Below are 15,040 nucleotides of genomic sequence, written 5' to 3' on the forward strand. Positions count from 1 at the left end.
CCAGTATATCCCGTGTTAGAAAACTAAAGGATTTAACTTTTAATATGCAATGGTACAATGTGTACATTAGTGGTACGCACCACATTACAAAATCGTAGGAAGACTCATGGCTCGTGGCGGTGTAAATAAAGCAGTGGTGCAAGCGGCGCGTTTGGCGATCCTCGCCCGTGGCGAAAACCCCAGCATTGATGCTGTACGGATTGAGATGGGCAATACCGGCTCGAAAACCACGATTCATCGGTATTTGAAGGAGCTGGATGGCGGCCCGGAGCGCACTGAAGCAACACACGAACCCATCGACGATGAGCTGGCCGGCCTGGTGTCACGCCTGGCGCAACGCCTGAAAGAGCAGGCCCAAGAGCCTATCGACCAGGCGCGCGAGCAGTTCGATCGCCAACGGAAGGAGCTGGAAACCCAGCTCGACGAAGCCCGCGAGGCCAATAGCGAACTGCATCAGCAGTATGAAATTCAAAGCCTGGCGCTGACCCAGGAATCCGACGCGTTGCTGGAAACCCGCTCGATGCTGCAGACCGAGCAGACCCGCAACGCCGGGCTGAACCAGGCGCTGGCGGATTTCGAGCTGCGCTTGCAAGACAAGGACGAGCAGATCCGCTCCCTAGAAGAGAAGCACCTGCACGCGCGGGATGCGCTCGAGCACTATCGCAACGCGGTCAAAGAGCAGCGCGAACAGGACCAGCGCCGTCACGAAAGCCAGGTGCAACAGATTCAGATGGAATTGCGACAGGCCCAGCAAAGCGCCCTCGTCCGCCAGGATGAGATCACCCAACTACATCGCGACAACGAACGCTTACTGACCGAGAACCGTGGCACCCTACGGGAATTGAGCCTGCTGCAAGAGCAACTCAAACAAGCCAACACGCGCCAGGATCAACTGCTGGAACAAGCCAACCGCGTCGACAGCGAACGCACCCTCCTCCAGGAGCGCTTGCGCATCGCCCTGCTGGAAAGTCAGGCGCTCAAACAGAACGTCGATGAGCAATCGCAGATCAATCAGTCATTGGAAATCGAATTGGCGAAGACCCAGGCCAGCCTGGATGAAAGTGTGCGTCTGGCAGCAGTCGTTGCGACCGCGCCAGACGCAGCAAAGGACGATTAACTCGCGACAGGCGTACGCATGGTGACGAACTCTTCGGCGGCCGTCGGATGCACGCCGATGGTTTCGTCGAAATCGCGCTTAGTGGCGCCGGCCTTCAGGGCAATCGCCAAGCCTTGGACGATTTCCCCGGCATCGGGACCGACCATGTGGCAACCCAACACTTTGTCGGTCTTGCCATCCACCACCAGCTTCATCAGCGTGCGCTCCTGACACTCGGTCAGGGTCAGCTTCATCGGTCGGAAACGGCTTTCGTAAATCACCACGTCGTGCCCGGCTTCACGAGCCTCTTCTTCGGTCAGGCCGACGGTGCCGATGTTCGGCAAGCTGAACACCGCTGTCGGGATCATCATGTAATCCACCGGACGATACTGCTCCGGCTTGAACAAGCGCCGCGCAACGGCCATGCCTTCGGCCAGCGCAACCGGGGTCAGCTGCACGCGACCGATCACATCGCCCAGCGCCAGGATCGACGGTTCGGCGGTTTGATACTGCTCGTCGACTTCGACGAAACCTTTCTTGTCGAGTTTGACGCCAGTGTTCTCCAGCCCGAGATTGTCCAGCATCGGACGCCGCCCCGTGGCATAGAACACGCAGTCAGCTTCCAGCTCGCGACCATCCTTGAGCGTCGCTTTCAGGCTACCGTCGGCCAGCTTCTCGATACGCTCGATGTCGGCGTTGAACTGCAGGTCCATGCCGCGCTTGGTCAGCTCTTCCTGCAAGTGTTTGCGCACCGCGCCATCGAAGCCACGCAGGAACAGATCGCCGCGATACAGCAGCGTGGTGTGTGCGCCCAAACCGTGGAAAATCCCGGCGAATTCCACCGCGATGTAACCACCGCCAACCACCAGCACGCGCTTCGGCAATTCTTTGAGGAAGAACGCCTGGTTGGAGCTGATCGCGTGCTCATGCCCCGGAATCTCCGGGATCTGCGGCCAGCCGCCCGTAGCAATCAGGATATTCTTGGCGCTGTAGCGCCCGCCATTGATCTCGACTGTATTCGGATCAACGATCTTGGCGTGGCCTTCATGCAAGGTCACGCCGCTGTTGACCAGCAGGTTGCGATAAATACCGTTGAGGCGATTGATCTCGCGATCCTTGTTGGCGATCAGCGTCGCCCAATCGAACTTCGCCTCACCCAGGCTCCAGCCGAAGCCGGAAGACTGTTCAAAGTCTTCGGCGAAGTGCGCACCGTAGACCAGCAGTTTTTTCGGCACGCAGCCGACGTTCACGCACGTGCCGCCCAGGTAGCGGCTTTCGGCCACGGCCACTTTCGCGCCAAAACCGGCAGCAAATCGCGCAGCCCGTACACCGCCGGAACCGGCACCAATCACATAAAGGTCAAAATCGTAGGCCATTTCTATCTCCTCGGCAGGCCATCAGCATACCCGCAGACGCCCTTTGGGCAAACGCTGCGAAGAATATGGGGCCGGAAAACGAAAAAACCACCCGAAGGTGGTTTTCTCAATACAAGTGGGTCAGGCGCTATCAGTAAGCCTTGCCAGTCTTGTAGAAGTTCTCGAAGCAGAAGTTGGTCGCTTCGATGTAGCCTTCAGCGCCACCGCAGTCGAAACGCTTGCCTTTGAACTTGTAGGCAATCACGCAACCGTTTTGCGCCTGCTTCATCAGGGCGTCGGTGATCTGGATCTCGCCGCCCTTGCCTGGCTCGGTTTGCTTGATCAGGTCAAAGATGTCCGGGGTCAGGATGTAACGGCCGATGATCGCCAGGTTCGACGGTGCATCTTCCGGCGCTGGTTTCTCAACCATGTTGCGCACGCGGTACAGGTCGTCACCGATCAAGTCACCAGCGATAACGCCGTACTTGTTGGTTTCCAGCGGGTCGACTTCCTGGATCGCGATGATCGAGCAGCGGTACTGTTTGTACAGCTTGACCATTTGGGTCAGGACGCCGTCACCGTCGAGGTTGACGCACAAGTCATCCGCCAGTACCACGGCGAACGGTTCGTCGCCGATCAGCGGACGGCCGGTCAGGATCGCGTGACCCAGGCCTTTCATTTCGGTCTGGCGAGTGTAGGAGAACGAGCACTCGTCGAGCAGTTTACGGATGCCGACCAGGTATTTTTCTTTGTCGGTGCCCTTGATCTGGTTTTCCAGCTCGTAGCTGATGTCGAAGTGGTCTTCCAGGGCGCGTTTGCCGCGACCGGTCACGATGGAGATTTCAGTCAACCCAGCGTCCAGTGCTTCTTCGACGCCGTACTGGATCAGTGGCTTGTTTACCACCGGCAGCATTTCTTTGGGCATGGCTTTAGTCGCTGGCAGGAAGCGAGTACCGTAACCGGCTGCTGGGAACAAGCATTTCTTGATCATATAAGTCCTTGAAAGGGCTGTGTGTACGAGTTTCGGCGCAGTCTAATCAGGCGGCGCGCACCTTACAATGCCCCGCACTGGCTAACCGATGCCATCATAGAGAAATATTCTGGCGGATAGTTCCCGTAAGCTTTTATAGATAGCACAGACCATCGGCTTTGCACTGACCGACAATCACACCACCATACGCCCATCAGCACCCGTTGAGGGCATTTGGCGTTATCATGGCGCGATTGAACCAGCCAACGAGGCAGATAGATGTCGGTAGCAAAAAGCGTCAACGGGTACCTGATCAACCAGGCAAAAGACGGCCAATGGTGGGTAGACAGCGTTGCTGGCGAGAATATCGCCGGACCTTTCCCGACCGAAGCGTTGGCGATCGAGGTGGCATCGGTGTTGCAGGATCAACCCGCAGGCCCCAAGCGGCGCGGCAAGGACAAGTCCTGAAACGCACCTGATTCGAGCAGCCCTGCCCTTGCGCAGGGCTTTTTTATGTTTGCCTGCATCAAAGTGGCCAATCGCTATAACCTTTTGACACCGCTGCTGTCACAGGCTTAGCCCCATCATCTGACGACGACAACGACATGAACAAACTTCTGGCACTGATTGCGGTACTGGCGCTCACTGGCTGCGCGACTTCTGAAAAAACCTACCTGAACAATGGCGAGCAAGGCCTGGCCATCGACTGCTCCGGGGAAGCCAATTCCTGGGCCACCTGCTACGAAAAAGCCGATGACTCCTGTGCCGGCACCGGCTACCGGATCGTGGGCACCGATGGAACACCCTCGACCAAGGAAAGCGACAAGACCCTGGGAGTCGATGTGGGCAACTACAAGAACCGCAGCGTGGTGGTGGTCTGCAAGTAAGGCGCCTGCCCTACATGTGGATTTCGGCAAACTTGATCCCGAGACCGCGCACGGTCTCGATCAAGTCGTCCAGGCGGCTGAAGGATTCGACTTCATCGTTATCATCCACCAGGAAATAACTGCGCCCGGCGCTCTTCTTGAAAAACACGATCCACTCCCCGGAGTTCGCCGGATTCTGAATCACGTGGGTGGCAGAGATATGGCCCTCTGCATGGCGCTCCCGTACTTGTTCTCGCTTCATGCGCGGCTCCAGAAATGACAATGCCGCCAAAGCATTGCTTAGGCGGCATCAGGTGGCTGTCGATAGTCTATCAGCCGGAAATGCACGCGGTGGCGGCACGCTGTACATCCTTGGGACGTACCGGCACGTTGGACATGCGCTCATGCAACTTGATGCCGCTGCCGCCGGAGCGGTCTTCGATATCAAATACGGCTGCCGGACCCGAGGAAAATTTCCCTGGAACGATCACACGCACGCCATCCTTGTGCGGCTCGAGCTGCAAGGCACCGCGGCTGGGGGCCAGCTTCTCGACCAGGCATTGCGCGTACTCCTGGGGTTTTTTACCTGAAATCACGCTCATGGTCGGCAGTGACTCGTTGATTTCTGCGACATTTGCACAACCACTCACCGCCAACGCTAGCGGCAGGACCAGGACACCCCATTTCATACAAAACCTCCGATAAAGACCCTCCGACAGCGTAATGACTGTTTTTCTCCGAGGCTCGTTGCATTTATCGCTCATAGAATTCCGAATAACTGTTTTTAATTGTCAAACACGACGCTGACAGCCAGATAATAACCCGTTCGGGCTGATAAACTGTGCCAATTGCCCTGCTATCGTTTTGATTTTGTAGAAAAAGCCCTTCTGGAGGCGCCTCATGAAATTTATCCACCAGCGCGAGCACCTCAATGAAGACGACATCGTCGTCATCCAGTGCTCCCAAATGTGCAACATTCGCTTGATGAACGACGCCAACTTCCGCAGCTTCAAGAATGGCGGCCGTCACACTTACCACGGCGGCGCATTTGATACTTTCCCGGCGCGCATCACCGCGCCGAGCACCGGTTTCTGGAACATCACCATCGACATGGTCAACAGCCGCAAGGCCATCAGCGTGACCCGCAAGCCGACCCTGACCCACTCGATCAAGATCGTCCGCCGCTCCAGCACAAAACTGAGCTGAGTAACGCCCACTTACGCAAACAGGCAGTCATGACCGTGGCCCAAACGACCAAATACGTCATCAAATACAAACTCAACGGCGAACGCCGCTTCGAATTTGCCCAGCTGGTAAACGGCTCTGAAGAAGAAGCCAAAGCTGCGCTGGACGCCATTCACGGCCAGAGCGAAGACGTCATCAGCGACATCAGCGTCAGCAAAGCTCTGTAACGCGACCGGGAGCGACAACACGGACGTCGGCTCCCTCGCCCGAATTCGACCGCAAGCGCCGGAGTGTTCGCACGATTGGCGCTCCCTAGACTGGCCACCTCAACCTTTGGTTAAGGAGTCAGAACATGTCTACTTCCTCGATTCGCTACATCAGCGGTACTTGCTCGCTGGGCGTGTTGTTGCTGGCCTTCAGTGACAAGGGGCTTTGTGCGCTGCTGCTCGGTGATGACCTGGCCACTCTTGAGCGCGATCTGGCGCGACGCTTTCGCGGCGAGCTTCAACGGGATGAGGGTTTGACGCCTCAGCTGCAGCAGACCCTGCGCCACCTCGACGATCCACGCCAGGCATTCGACTTGCCGCTGGATCTGGCGGGCAGCGACTTTCAACGGCAAGTCTGGAACGCCTTGCGGCAAATTCCGGCGGGTAAAACCGCCAGCTATCGCGAGATTGCGCAACGTCTCGATCAACCCAAGGCTTTTCGTGCGGTGGCCAATGCCTGCGGGGCCAACCCGGTTGCCGTGATCGTGCCTTGTCATCGAGTGCTGCGCCAGGACGGCAGCCTCGGCGGTTACCGCTGGGGACTGGACCGCAAACGGCAGTTGCTGGAACGTGAGGCGCACGCATGAGCAAACTGGACTGGGCGTTGCTGGAACAACAACTCGATCAAGACGGTTGCGCCATTATCCGTTCGTTGTTGAGCCACGAAACCTGTGACCAGGTCAGCGCGCTGTACCCCCGGCCCGAGCCCTTCCGCTCGCAAGTGATGATGGCCCGCCACGGCTTCGGGCGCGGGGAGTACAAGTACTTCAAGTACCCGTTGCCGGACACGGTGGCCCGGTTGCGTAGCGCGCTCTACCCGAAACTGGTGCCCATCGCCAATCGCTGGTACGAGCAGATGGACCTGCCGACCCGATTCCCCGACAGCCACGCGGCGTTTCTCAAACGCTGCCACGCCGCTGGTCAGGAGCGCCCGACACCCTTGTTGCTGCAATATGGCCCGCAGGACTACAACTGCTTGCATCAGGACTTGTACGGCGAGCATGTTTTCCCACTGCAAGTGGCGATTCTTCTGTCAGAACCGGAGGAAGACTTCACCGGCGGCGAATTCGTGCTGACCGAGCAGCGACCGCGGATGCAGTCGCGGCCCCAGGTGATCGGCCTGAAGAAAGGCGACGGACTGATCTTTGCGGTCAATCAGCGTCCGGTCAAAGGCGTTCGCGGCTATTACCGGGTCACGATGCGCCACGGCGTCAGTCGCCTGCACAGCGGTAAACGGCATACCCTTGGAATCATCTTTCACGATGCGTTATGACCCCATGAACCCGACCACCCTGGATTTATTCGCCGACAGCGAGCCCGAACAGCCGCCCCGCCGCGAACAGATCGGCGAACAGTCCTACGTCCTCCGGGGCTTTGCCCTGCCCATGATCGACCGATTGCTGCCGGCACTGGAAGCTGTGCTGCTGGCCGCGCCGTTTCGGCAAATGGTCACGCCCGGCGGTTTCACCATGTCGGTGGCCCTCAGCAGTTGCGGCGCGCTGGGCTGGACCACGGATCGCAGCGGCTATCGTTACACCCGCAATGATCCGCAAACCGGGCAACCCTGGCCGGCGATGCCCGAGGTGTTTTTCGAGCTGGCGCAAGCGGCGGCACGGGAAGCAGGATTTGAGGGCTTCGTGCCGGATTCCTGCCTGATCAACCGCTATATCCCGGGCGCCAAGATGTCATTGCATCAGGACAAAGACGAAGGTTCCTACGCTGCGCCCATCGTTTCGGTGTCGTTGGGTTTGCCGGCGATGTTCTTGTTCGGTGGATTTGAACGCAGTGACAAGAGCCAGCGTGTGCCGTTGTTTCACGGTGACATCGTGGTCTGGGGCGGTGTCGATCGCTTGCGTTATCACGGCGTCTTGCCGATCAAGGACGGGCAGCATCCGCGACTGGGCGAACAGCGGATCAACTTCACGTTTCGTACCGCGGGTTGAATTTGACCGCAAGACCCGGAGTGCGGCCTCACAACCAGCTGCATAATCTGTACGAAACCCGTCAACGGACCTGAAGCCATGACCTCCTCATCGACCAAGATCGCGACCGAGAATGACCCACGCTGGGCGGCCGTGGTTGCCCGCGACGCCAAGGCTGACGGGCAGTTTGTCTACGCGGTGAAAACCACCGGCATCTATTGCCGCCCCAGCAGCCTGGCGCGCTTGCCGAACCCGCAGAATGTCGAATTCTTCGATACCGCCGAGCAGGCCCAGGCAGCGGGTTATCGCCCTAGCAAACGGGCAGCGAAGGATCAAAGCGAGGTCGCCGCCCAGCATGCTGCGACCGTGGCGGCTGCCTGTCGCCAGATCGAGTCCGCCGAGAATTTACCGGCGCTGGGTGAACTGGCCGACGCGGCGGGCCTCAGCAGTTTCCACTTCCATCGCGTGTTTAAAGCCGTGACCGGCCTGACACCCAAGGGTTACGCCACCGCGCACCGTTCACGCAAAGTGCGCGATCGCTTGAGCGATGGCGGATCGGTGACTGACGCGCTGTATGACGCGGGTTTCAATTCCAACAGCCGATTTTATGAATCCGCTGATCAGTTGCTGGGCATGAAACCCGGCGATTACCGCGCCGAAGGCCAGAACAATGACATCCGCTTTGCGGTCGGCCAATGTTCCCTCGGGGCGATCCTGGTGGCGCAAAGTGAACGGGGTATCTGCGCGATTCTGTTGGGGGACGATCCACACCAACTGGTGTGCGATCTGCAGGACAAGTTCCGGCGCGCCAACCTGATTGGCGCCGATCACGGGTTCGAACAATTGATCGCCCAAGTCGTCGGATTTATCGAAGCGCCGGCCATCGGCCTGGACTTGCCCCTGGACGTGCGCGGCACCGCTTTCCAGGAAAGAGTCTGGCAAGCCCTGCGGGAAATTCCCGCCGGCAGCACCGCTAGCTACGCCGATATCGCCCAGCGCATCGGTTCGCCAAAAGCGGTGCGCGCCGTGGCCCAGGCCTGTGGCGCGAACAGCCTGGCCGTGGCAATCCCCTGTCACCGGGTGGTGCGCAGCGACGGCAACCTGTCGGGTTATCGCTGGGGTGTGGAGCGCAAACGGCAGTTGCTCGAACGTGAAACCCAGCCTTAGACGATGCCGATATGCACCGCGATCGACTCGGGGCCGTTATAGACTTCGAAGTCGGTGGCGAATCGGCGCGGGACCTGTGGATTGGCCTCGAAATAATTCCAGATATATTGCCAGGCACTGATCACAGCATCCGGCATCGGTCCGGAGCCCTCGAATACCAGGTAACGGCCCTCTTCGATGTTGATCGTCTCGTAACCTGACGCGGGTTCCTCGACCGCCATTCCGGCGGTCACATCGAACGCGCCGGAGGCATCGGATTCATAGCCGGAATACACGCCGTAGATCGGCGCGGCGGGTTGCTGCGGCGCAATCTGTTCATTCAACCCTTCGCCAAAGAAACGCCCCCACATCGGGCCGATTTTCGCCGTGTCAGCGGTTAGCTCGGCACTGTTACGGGTACGTACTTTCAAGCCCGAAACGTTGAACGGGGCCACGTAAACCTGTTTGACTTCCATTGAGGCGCCACTCCTTTTCATTGGGATCTGCGGCCCTTTCGAGCCGCAACGGCGCCTACCTTGTCAGCGATTGACGTCGACGACAACCCTGCCCCGTAGCTGACCGGCGAGCAAGCGCGGTGCGGCTTCAATCGCTTCGCTCAAGCCGATTTCGTGGCTGATCAATGGCAACAAGGCAAAGTCCAGATCCTCGGCCAGACGATTCCAGGCCTGCACGCGCTTGGCTTTCGGCTGGGTCACGCTGTTGATCCCGGCGAGGGTCACGCCACGCAAAATGAAGGGCGCGACGGAGGCCGGGAAATCCATGCCTTGCGCCAAACCACACGCAGCGACTGTGCCGTTGGCTTTGGTGCTGGCACAGGCGTTGGCCAGGGTGTGGCTGCCGACCGAATCGATCACCGCCGCCCAACGTTCCTTGGCCAGTGGTTTGCCCGGCTCGGACAGTGTGGCGCGGTCGATGATGTCATTGGCGCCCAACTGTTTAAGGTAGTCGTGCTCCGAGGTGCGCCCGGTCGATGCCACCACTCGATAGCCGAGCTTGCTTAACAGTGCAATGGCAAAACTGCCCACCCCGCCGTTGGCCCCGGTCACCAACACTTCACCCTGATCCGGCGTGACGCCGTTGTGCTCCAGCGCCAGGATGCAAAGCATCGCCGTGTAACCGGCCGTGCCGATCGCCATCGCTTGAGCCGTGGTGAAAGCCTTCGGCAGCGGGATCAGCCAGTCGCCATTGAGCCGCGCTTTCTGCGCCAACCCGCCCCAATGCCCTTCACCCACGCCCCAGCCATTCAGTACGACAAGGTCGCCGACCTTGTAGTCCGGATGCCCGCTGACTTCGACACTGCCCGCCAGATCGATCCCCGGCACCATGGGGAATTTTCGCACCACCGGACTGCTGCCGGTGATCGCCAGGCCATCCTTGAAATTCAACGTGCTGTACGCCACGCGCACCGTCACATCGCCTTCGGGCAGTTGATCGTCATTGATCTCTTGCAGTGTGGCCCGGTAACCGCTGTCATCTTTGTCGATCAAAATGCCCTTGAACATCGCTGCCTCCAATGGGTTTGCTGAAGTTGTGGTTCCATTGAAATAACACAAAGCAACACATTGCCCCACCCGACTTTCATCCAATCGCCAAATCCGCCGGGCGTTTCCAACACCGGCGGCTATGCTTTTTTCGCGGCCCTGAAATACCTGAAAAACCGCCCTGTCGATGGAGCTGACAATGCCTTACCTTCGCTCGTTTACCGTTTTGCTGATGCTTGGCCTGCTGGCGCTCAACAGCGCCCAGGCGGCACAGCCTCAAGCATCGACAGCCCCTGCGGCCCAGGCCGCAGCGAGCCCGACCTGGCCGCAGGTCCTGACCGCCGGCGATACCAAACTGACGATCTATCAGCCGCAACTCGACAGTTGGGACGGTTATACCCTTCAGGCCCGGGCGGCGGTCGAAGCCACCGGGGCCGATGGGAAATCCACCTATGGCATCGTCCAGTTCAGCGCCCATACCCTTGTGGACAAAGCCACGCGCTGGGTGGCGCTGGATCAATACACCCTGATCAAAGCGGATTTTCCGTCCAGCGCCGCGCAATCCGACGCGTGGGTCGCCGCCCTGAAAAAAGACGCAGCGAATCGCAAGAAAACTATTTCCCTGGACCAGCTCGAAGCAGCTGTCGGCGTGCTCGCGGCGGAGCAGAAATCCAGCAGCGATCCAATCGAAAATACCCCGCCGACCATCATCACCTCCGACGTCCCGGCATTACTGGTGTACATCGATGGCGAACCGGCCTACCGGCCGGTGGACGACACGGCGTTGCAACGGGTGATCAACACGCGACCGCTGCTGCTCAAGGATGCCCAAGGCAAACATTACCTGCATGTGTTCGACGGCTGGATGGTCGCCGATCAGCTCGGCGGCCCATATGCGCCGCTGCCCTCACCGTCAGCCGACCTGGAAAAAGCCAAGAAAGCGGCGATCCAGAGCCGTCAGGTTGATTTGCTGACCGGCCAAAGCGATCCGAAAGATAAAATTCCTACGCTGGCCAAGCCACCGATCCCACAGATCCACATCGCGACGACACCCACCGAATTGATCGTCACCGATGGCGCGCCGCAATGGCAGCCGATCCAGGGCACTCAGTTGCTCTATGTGACCAACACCACCGGGCATATCTTCAAGGAAATCGGTGATCAGGACAGCTATGTGCTGATCTCTGGGCGCTGGTTCAAAGCGGCTGATATGAAAGGACCGTGGACCTTCGCCCCGGCGGACAAATTACCGGCCGACTTCGCCAACATCCCCGATGACAGCGCCAAAGAAAACGTCAAAGCCTCGGTGGCCGGCACGCCCCAGGCCCGGGAAGCAGCGATTGCGGCAACCATCCCGCAGACCTCGGCCATCAAGAAGAGCCAGGTGAAAATGACCGCGCCGCAGTTCGACGGCCAACCGCAGCTCAAGGCCATCAGCGGCACGCCGCTGCAATATGTGGTCAACACGCCGACGCCGATCATCATGGTCGATGCCAAGAGTTGGTACGCGGTCGAGAACGGGATCTGGTTCAGCGCCACGTCGGTCCAGGGCCCGTGGTCGGTCGCGACTTCGGTGCCGGCGGTGATTTACTCGATTCCGCCCAGTTCGCCGATGCACTACATCACCTACGTGAAAGTCTATGAGGCCAACGGCGATACGGTGGTCGTGGGGTATACGCCGGGGTATCAGGGCTCCACCGTGGACCCGGCCAGCGGCGTGGTGGTCTATGGCACCGGTTACCCGTATACGCCATGGGTCGGCACTGTCTGGTACGGGCCGCCGGTGACCTACGGTTTCGGCGTCGCGATTCGCTACACCCCGTGGACCGGTTGGACCTTCGGTTTCGGTTTTGGCTGGAGTTGGGGCGGCAGCACCATGGCCATGGGCTGGGGGTGGGGCGCTTACCCATGGTGGGGCAATTACGGTTGGGGTTACGCCTGGGGCCCGCGCCTTTACCCGGCGCCAATGCCGTGGGGTGGCGCGGCGTATGGTTATCACGGCGGCGCAGTGGCTTGGGGACCGGGTGGTTGGGCCGGCAGCACCGGCAACATCTATCGCCAATGGGGCGATCGCGCCTCGGTCAGCCGTTACGGTGCGGGCTACAACGCCTGGACCGGCAATCGCTGGGCCGGTCAGGTCGGTTCTTCCTACAATTCTCGCACCGGCATTGCCACGGCCGGTCAGCGCGGCGCTGTACACAACGTCTACACCGGCAACTACGCCGCCGGCCGCAGCGGCGAGATCGTCGGCCCTAACGGCGGCGCGATTGCCGGCGGGAAGGTCACGGCGGGCAACGTGCGTAACGGCACCCAAGTCACCGCCAATCGCGGCGCCGTGTACAACCCCAACACCGACAAAACCACCCAGTACGGTGCCATTCGCGGACGCAACAGCGGCGCTGCGAAAGTCGGCGACAACGTCTACGCCGGGCATGACGGCAATGTGTACAAAAAGACCGACGATGGCTGGCAATCGATGGTCAAGGGCGGCGCGACACGGGTCAATCCGTCGAACAACGCTCAGTTGCAGAATCTAAACCGCGAATCGGCGGCGCGCTCTTTTGGCAATGAACGCTTCAACAACTATCACAACTCATCCCAGGTCATGAATCGCTCGTTCGGTGGAGGGGGTGGTGGCGGGTTCCATCGTCGTTGACATCCCGTTGAATGATCGCTGAAGGGACTGCCATGTTTCGTTTTATCAAAACCACCGTGGCCGGTGGGCTGCTGTTTATCCTGCCGCTGTTGCTGGTCTTCATGCTGCTGGAAAAAGGCGTTCGCCTGCTGCGCGAGCCGATCCACAAATTGCTGCCGATGTTCGCCGAGTACAGCGTCGCCGGGGTGACGCTGTTTACTCTCGTCGCATTGGTGGTGTTGGTGTTGATTTGTTTTTTTGCCGGGTTGCTGGCCAAGACCCGCTTGGGAACCACCGTGTTTAATGCGCTGGAAGACAACGTGCTCGGCAAAGTGCCCGGTTATACCCTGCTCAAGGATGCGACAGCGCACCTGGCCGGCCTGGAAAATGTCGAGGGCACCAAGGTCGGGTTGATCAACGAGGACGACGGTTGGTTGTTTTGCCTGGTGCTTGAACAGCAGCAGGCGTGGTATTCGGTGTTTATCCTCGATGCAGGCCCGGCGGGTGGCACGTCGGGTGAAGTACGCGTGGTCCCGGCTTCCCAGGTTCGCTTGACCGAACTGACCTGGGTGCAGGTGCTGGCCTGCGTCCGGCGTGGCGGCCATGGCGCGCTGGCACTCGCGGCCCCCTGGCTGCCAAAGGCATAAACATCGGCGTCGGTCTATTCTGAAAAACCGACTCGGACCGTTCAGAAAAACCGACTGGCCGGCCCTCCCCGTAGCTGATACAAAACGGGTATTACCGTCGATGTCGGAGAAGCTTCAAATGAGCCAATGGCCAGACACCCGCATTCTTGACCTGCTCGGGATCGAGTTACCGATCATCCAGGCACCCATGGCCGGCGCCCACGATTCCGCCATGGTGATTGCGGCGAGTAACGCCGGCGGTCTGGGCTCATTGCCCGCCGCGCTGTTGAGCATCGAGCAGTTGCGCGAAGAGCTGAAGACCATCCGCCAGCACAGCCAGCGGCCGTTCAACGTCAACTTTTTCTGCCATCAACCGCCAGCGCCCGACGAGCAAAAAGCCCGGGACTGGAAGAATCTGCTGGAGCCTTACTACCGTGAACTGGGCGCTGATTTCGACGCGCCTACGCCGGTGTCCAATCGTGCGCCGTTCGACGAAGCCGCCTGCGCATTGATCGAAGAGTTTCGCCCCGAGGTCGTGAGTTTTCACTTCGGCCTGCCGGAAAAATCCCTGCTGGATCGAGTGAAAGCCACCGGAGCGAAAATTCTGTCATCGGCAACCACTGTTGAAGAAGCCGTGTGGCTGGAACAACGCGGCTGTGACGCGATCATCGCCATGGGGTACGAGGCCGGTGGGCATCGCGGGATGTTTCTCAGCAATGATTTGACCAGCCAGGTTGGAACGTTCGCGCTGGTGCCGCAAATCGTCGATGCCGTGAAAGTGCCGGTGATTGCTGCTGGCGGAATCTCGGACGCGCGCGGGATTGCCGCCGCGTTTCACCTGGGCGCGTCGGCGGTGCAAGTGGGGACCGCGTATTTGTTCACGCCGGAAGCCAAGATCAGCGCGGCACACCACAAGGCGTTGCGCACCGCCAAGGAAAGCGAGACGGCGGTGACTAACCTCTTCACCGGACGCCCGGCGCGGGGGCTGCTGAATCGGGTGATGCGTGAAGTGGGCCCCATGAGCGACAAGGCCCCGGCCTTTCCACTGGCCGGTGGCGCGCTAATGCCATTGCGAGCAAAGGATCCTGCGGACTTCGCCAACCTGTGGGCCGGACAGGCGTTCAGGCTGAGCGTTGAATTCCCCACGGCGGAACTGACCCGGCGCTTGGCCGAAGAAGCTTTGGCAAAACTGACTCGCCACTAACCTGAGAACACCATAAGACCCTGTGGGAGCGAGCCTGCTCGCGAAAGCGGATCAACATTCAATAGACATGTTGACTGATCCATCGCCTTCGCGAGCAGGCTCGCTCCCACAGGGGATAGCGGTACCCCTGAAACCCTAATCAATCCATCGCAATACCAACAAGTTCCGTTTACCGGCATTTCGCTATATATTCCGATATATAGCGTTTCACCCCTCGCATCGGCGCAGTTCACCCCCCTATAAAAACTGCCCACTGCACTTGCCTAC

At 59.6% G+C, this 15,040-nt stretch carries 17 protein-coding genes and 1 pseudogene; 12 read left to right on the plus strand and 6 right to left on the minus strand.

Annotated features, from left to right (window positions below; genetic code table 11):
• Positions 1 to 106: 106 nt before the first annotated feature.
• Positions 107 to 1,117: a DNA-binding protein gene (locus ACIQY3_RS20215; RefSeq protein WP_403022578.1), complete on the plus strand. Its 1,011-nt coding sequence runs from the start codon at positions 107 to 109 to the stop codon at positions 1,115 to 1,117.
• Here the strand turns inward: ACIQY3_RS20215 and gorA are convergent.
• Positions 1,114 to 2,472: a glutathione-disulfide reductase gene (gorA, locus tag ACIQY3_RS20220; RefSeq protein ID WP_403022581.1), complete on the minus strand. Its 1,359-nt coding sequence runs from the start codon at positions 2,470 to 2,472 to the stop codon at positions 1,114 to 1,116. The genes ACIQY3_RS20215 and gorA overlap by 4 nt on opposite strands.
• A 130-nt stretch (positions 2,473 to 2,602) precedes the next feature.
• On the minus strand, positions 2,603 to 3,442 hold the full coding sequence (gene galU, locus ACIQY3_RS20225; protein WP_054050566.1) for a UTP--glucose-1-phosphate uridylyltransferase GalU: 840 nt from the start codon (positions 3,440 to 3,442) through the stop codon (positions 2,603 to 2,605).
• A 258-nt stretch (positions 3,443 to 3,700) separates the two neighbouring features.
• On the opposite strand from galU, the gene ACIQY3_RS20230 reads away from it, so the two are divergent.
• A complete protein-coding gene (locus ACIQY3_RS20230) occupies positions 3,701 to 3,889 on the plus strand; it encodes a hypothetical protein (RefSeq protein ID WP_054050563.1) in 189 nt (62 codons plus the stop codon).
• A 137-nt stretch (positions 3,890 to 4,026) separates the two neighbouring features.
• On the plus strand, positions 4,027 to 4,308 hold the full coding sequence (locus ACIQY3_RS20235) for a hypothetical protein (RefSeq protein WP_403022585.1): 282 nt from the start codon (positions 4,027 to 4,029) through the stop codon (positions 4,306 to 4,308).
• 10 nt (positions 4,309 to 4,318) lie between these two features.
• Here the strand turns inward: ACIQY3_RS20235 and ACIQY3_RS20240 are convergent, their stop codons facing one another.
• Both ACIQY3_RS20240 and ACIQY3_RS20245 read right to left on the minus strand, forming a co-directional pair.
• Positions 4,319 to 4,549, minus strand: coding sequence for a hypothetical protein (locus ACIQY3_RS20240; RefSeq protein ID WP_054050560.1), 231 nt, complete (start codon positions 4,547 to 4,549; stop codon positions 4,319 to 4,321).
• A gap of 70 nt (positions 4,550 to 4,619) precedes the next feature.
• A complete protein-coding gene (locus ACIQY3_RS20245; protein WP_403022588.1) occupies positions 4,620 to 4,976 on the minus strand; it encodes a hypothetical protein in 357 nt (118 codons plus the stop codon).
• 211 nt (positions 4,977 to 5,187) lie between these two features.
• On the opposite strand from ACIQY3_RS20245, the gene ACIQY3_RS20250 reads away from it, so the two are divergent.
• The 6 genes and pseudogenes from ACIQY3_RS20250 to ada all read left to right on the plus strand — a co-directional run bounded on the left by ACIQY3_RS20250 (position 5,188) and on the right by ada (position 8,827).
• Positions 5,188 to 5,493 (plus strand): DUF1883 domain-containing protein, encoded by a 306-nt coding sequence (locus ACIQY3_RS20250; RefSeq protein WP_054050556.1) that lies wholly within the window; start codon positions 5,188 to 5,190, stop codon positions 5,491 to 5,493.
• A 29-nt stretch (positions 5,494 to 5,522) separates the two neighbouring features.
• A complete protein-coding gene (locus ACIQY3_RS20255) occupies positions 5,523 to 5,699 on the plus strand; it encodes a hypothetical protein (protein ID WP_213940527.1) in 177 nt (58 codons plus the stop codon).
• 344 nt (positions 5,700 to 6,043) lie between these two features.
• Positions 6,044 to 6,325 (plus strand): annotated as a pseudogene (locus ACIQY3_RS20260) (methylated-DNA--[protein]-cysteine S-methyltransferase); the annotation flags it as partial.
• On the plus strand, positions 6,322 to 7,011 hold the full coding sequence (locus ACIQY3_RS20265; RefSeq protein WP_403022593.1) for a 2OG-Fe(II) oxygenase: 690 nt from the start codon (positions 6,322 to 6,324) through the stop codon (positions 7,009 to 7,011). The pseudogene ACIQY3_RS20260 and the gene ACIQY3_RS20265, both read left to right, overlap by 4 nt.
• Complete coding sequence (gene alkB, locus ACIQY3_RS20270; RefSeq protein ID WP_403022595.1) at positions 7,001 to 7,681, plus strand: DNA oxidative demethylase AlkB; 681 nt, start codon at positions 7,001 to 7,003, stop codon at positions 7,679 to 7,681. The genes ACIQY3_RS20265 and alkB overlap by 11 nt, the downstream gene beginning before the upstream one ends.
• 78 nt (positions 7,682 to 7,759) lie before the next feature.
• The gene (ada, locus tag ACIQY3_RS20275; RefSeq protein WP_403022598.1) at positions 7,760 to 8,827 is read left to right on the plus strand and encodes a bifunctional DNA-binding transcriptional regulator/O6-methylguanine-DNA methyltransferase Ada; all 1,068 of its coding nucleotides are present in this window, start codon (positions 7,760 to 7,762) and stop codon (positions 8,825 to 8,827) included.
• Here ada and ACIQY3_RS20280 read toward each other — a convergent pair.
• A complete protein-coding gene (locus tag ACIQY3_RS20280) occupies positions 8,824 to 9,282 on the minus strand; it encodes a GyrI-like domain-containing protein (RefSeq protein WP_403022601.1) in 459 nt (152 codons plus the stop codon). The two genes, ada and ACIQY3_RS20280, sit on opposite strands and share 4 nt — an antisense overlap.
• Positions 9,283 to 9,345: 63 nt before the next feature.
• On the minus strand, positions 9,346 to 10,329 hold the full coding sequence (locus ACIQY3_RS20285) for an MDR family oxidoreductase (RefSeq protein ID WP_403022604.1): 984 nt from the start codon (positions 10,327 to 10,329) through the stop codon (positions 9,346 to 9,348).
• A gap of 178 nt (positions 10,330 to 10,507) precedes the next feature.
• Between ACIQY3_RS20285 and ACIQY3_RS20290 the strand changes: the two genes are divergently transcribed.
• From ACIQY3_RS20290 to ACIQY3_RS20300, 3 genes are all read left to right on the plus strand, one after another.
• Positions 10,508 to 12,964, plus strand: coding sequence for an autotransporter (locus tag ACIQY3_RS20290; protein ID WP_403022607.1), 2,457 nt, complete (start codon positions 10,508 to 10,510; stop codon positions 12,962 to 12,964).
• 32 nt (positions 12,965 to 12,996) lie between these two features.
• Positions 12,997 to 13,590 (plus strand): hypothetical protein, encoded by a 594-nt coding sequence (locus ACIQY3_RS20295; RefSeq protein WP_403022610.1) that lies wholly within the window; start codon positions 12,997 to 12,999, stop codon positions 13,588 to 13,590.
• 118 nt (positions 13,591 to 13,708) lie between these two features.
• Entirely contained in the window at positions 13,709 to 14,773 is a 1,065-nt protein-coding gene (locus tag ACIQY3_RS20300; RefSeq protein ID WP_403022613.1) for an NAD(P)H-dependent flavin oxidoreductase, read from the plus strand.
• Positions 14,774 to 15,040: the final 267 nt, after the last annotated feature.

The sequence above is a fragment of the Pseudomonas sp. NPDC096950 genome, from assembly GCF_044762525.1.
Classification (GTDB): Bacteria; Pseudomonadota; Gammaproteobacteria; order Pseudomonadales; family Pseudomonadaceae; genus Aquipseudomonas.

Coding starts and splice junctions, on each gene's coding strand:
- ACIQY3_RS20215 (WP_403022578.1), top strand. CDS start 107: ATGGCTCGTGGCGGTGTAAATAAAGCAGTGGTGCAAGCGGCGCGTTTG.
- gorA (WP_403022581.1), bottom strand. CDS start 2,472: ATGGCCTACGATTTTGACCTTTATGTGATTGGTGCCGGTTCCGGCGGT.
- galU (WP_054050566.1), bottom strand. CDS start 3,442: ATGATCAAGAAATGCTTGTTCCCAGCAGCCGGTTACGGTACTCGCTTC.
- ACIQY3_RS20230 (WP_054050563.1), top strand. CDS start 3,701: ATGTCGGTAGCAAAAAGCGTCAACGGGTACCTGATCAACCAGGCAAAA.
- ACIQY3_RS20235 (WP_403022585.1), top strand. CDS start 4,027: ATGAACAAACTTCTGGCACTGATTGCGGTACTGGCGCTCACTGGCTGC.
- ACIQY3_RS20240 (WP_054050560.1), bottom strand. CDS start 4,549: ATGAAGCGAGAACAAGTACGGGAGCGCCATGCAGAGGGCCATATCTCT.
- ACIQY3_RS20245 (WP_403022588.1), bottom strand. CDS start 4,976: ATGAAATGGGGTGTCCTGGTCCTGCCGCTAGCGTTGGCGGTGAGTGGT.
- ACIQY3_RS20250 (WP_054050556.1), top strand. CDS start 5,188: ATGAAATTTATCCACCAGCGCGAGCACCTCAATGAAGACGACATCGTC.
- ACIQY3_RS20255 (WP_213940527.1), top strand. CDS start 5,523: ATGACCGTGGCCCAAACGACCAAATACGTCATCAAATACAAACTCAAC.
- ACIQY3_RS20265 (WP_403022593.1), top strand. CDS start 6,322: ATGAGCAAACTGGACTGGGCGTTGCTGGAACAACAACTCGATCAAGAC.
- alkB (WP_403022595.1), top strand. CDS start 7,001: ATGCGTTATGACCCCATGAACCCGACCACCCTGGATTTATTCGCCGAC.
- ada (WP_403022598.1), top strand. CDS start 7,760: ATGACCTCCTCATCGACCAAGATCGCGACCGAGAATGACCCACGCTGG.
- ACIQY3_RS20280 (WP_403022601.1), bottom strand. CDS start 9,282: ATGGAAGTCAAACAGGTTTACGTGGCCCCGTTCAACGTTTCGGGCTTG.
- ACIQY3_RS20285 (WP_403022604.1), bottom strand. CDS start 10,329: ATGTTCAAGGGCATTTTGATCGACAAAGATGACAGCGGTTACCGGGCC.
- ACIQY3_RS20290 (WP_403022607.1), top strand. CDS start 10,508: ATGCCTTACCTTCGCTCGTTTACCGTTTTGCTGATGCTTGGCCTGCTG.
- ACIQY3_RS20295 (WP_403022610.1), top strand. CDS start 12,997: ATGTTTCGTTTTATCAAAACCACCGTGGCCGGTGGGCTGCTGTTTATC.
- ACIQY3_RS20300 (WP_403022613.1), top strand. CDS start 13,709: ATGAGCCAATGGCCAGACACCCGCATTCTTGACCTGCTCGGGATCGAG.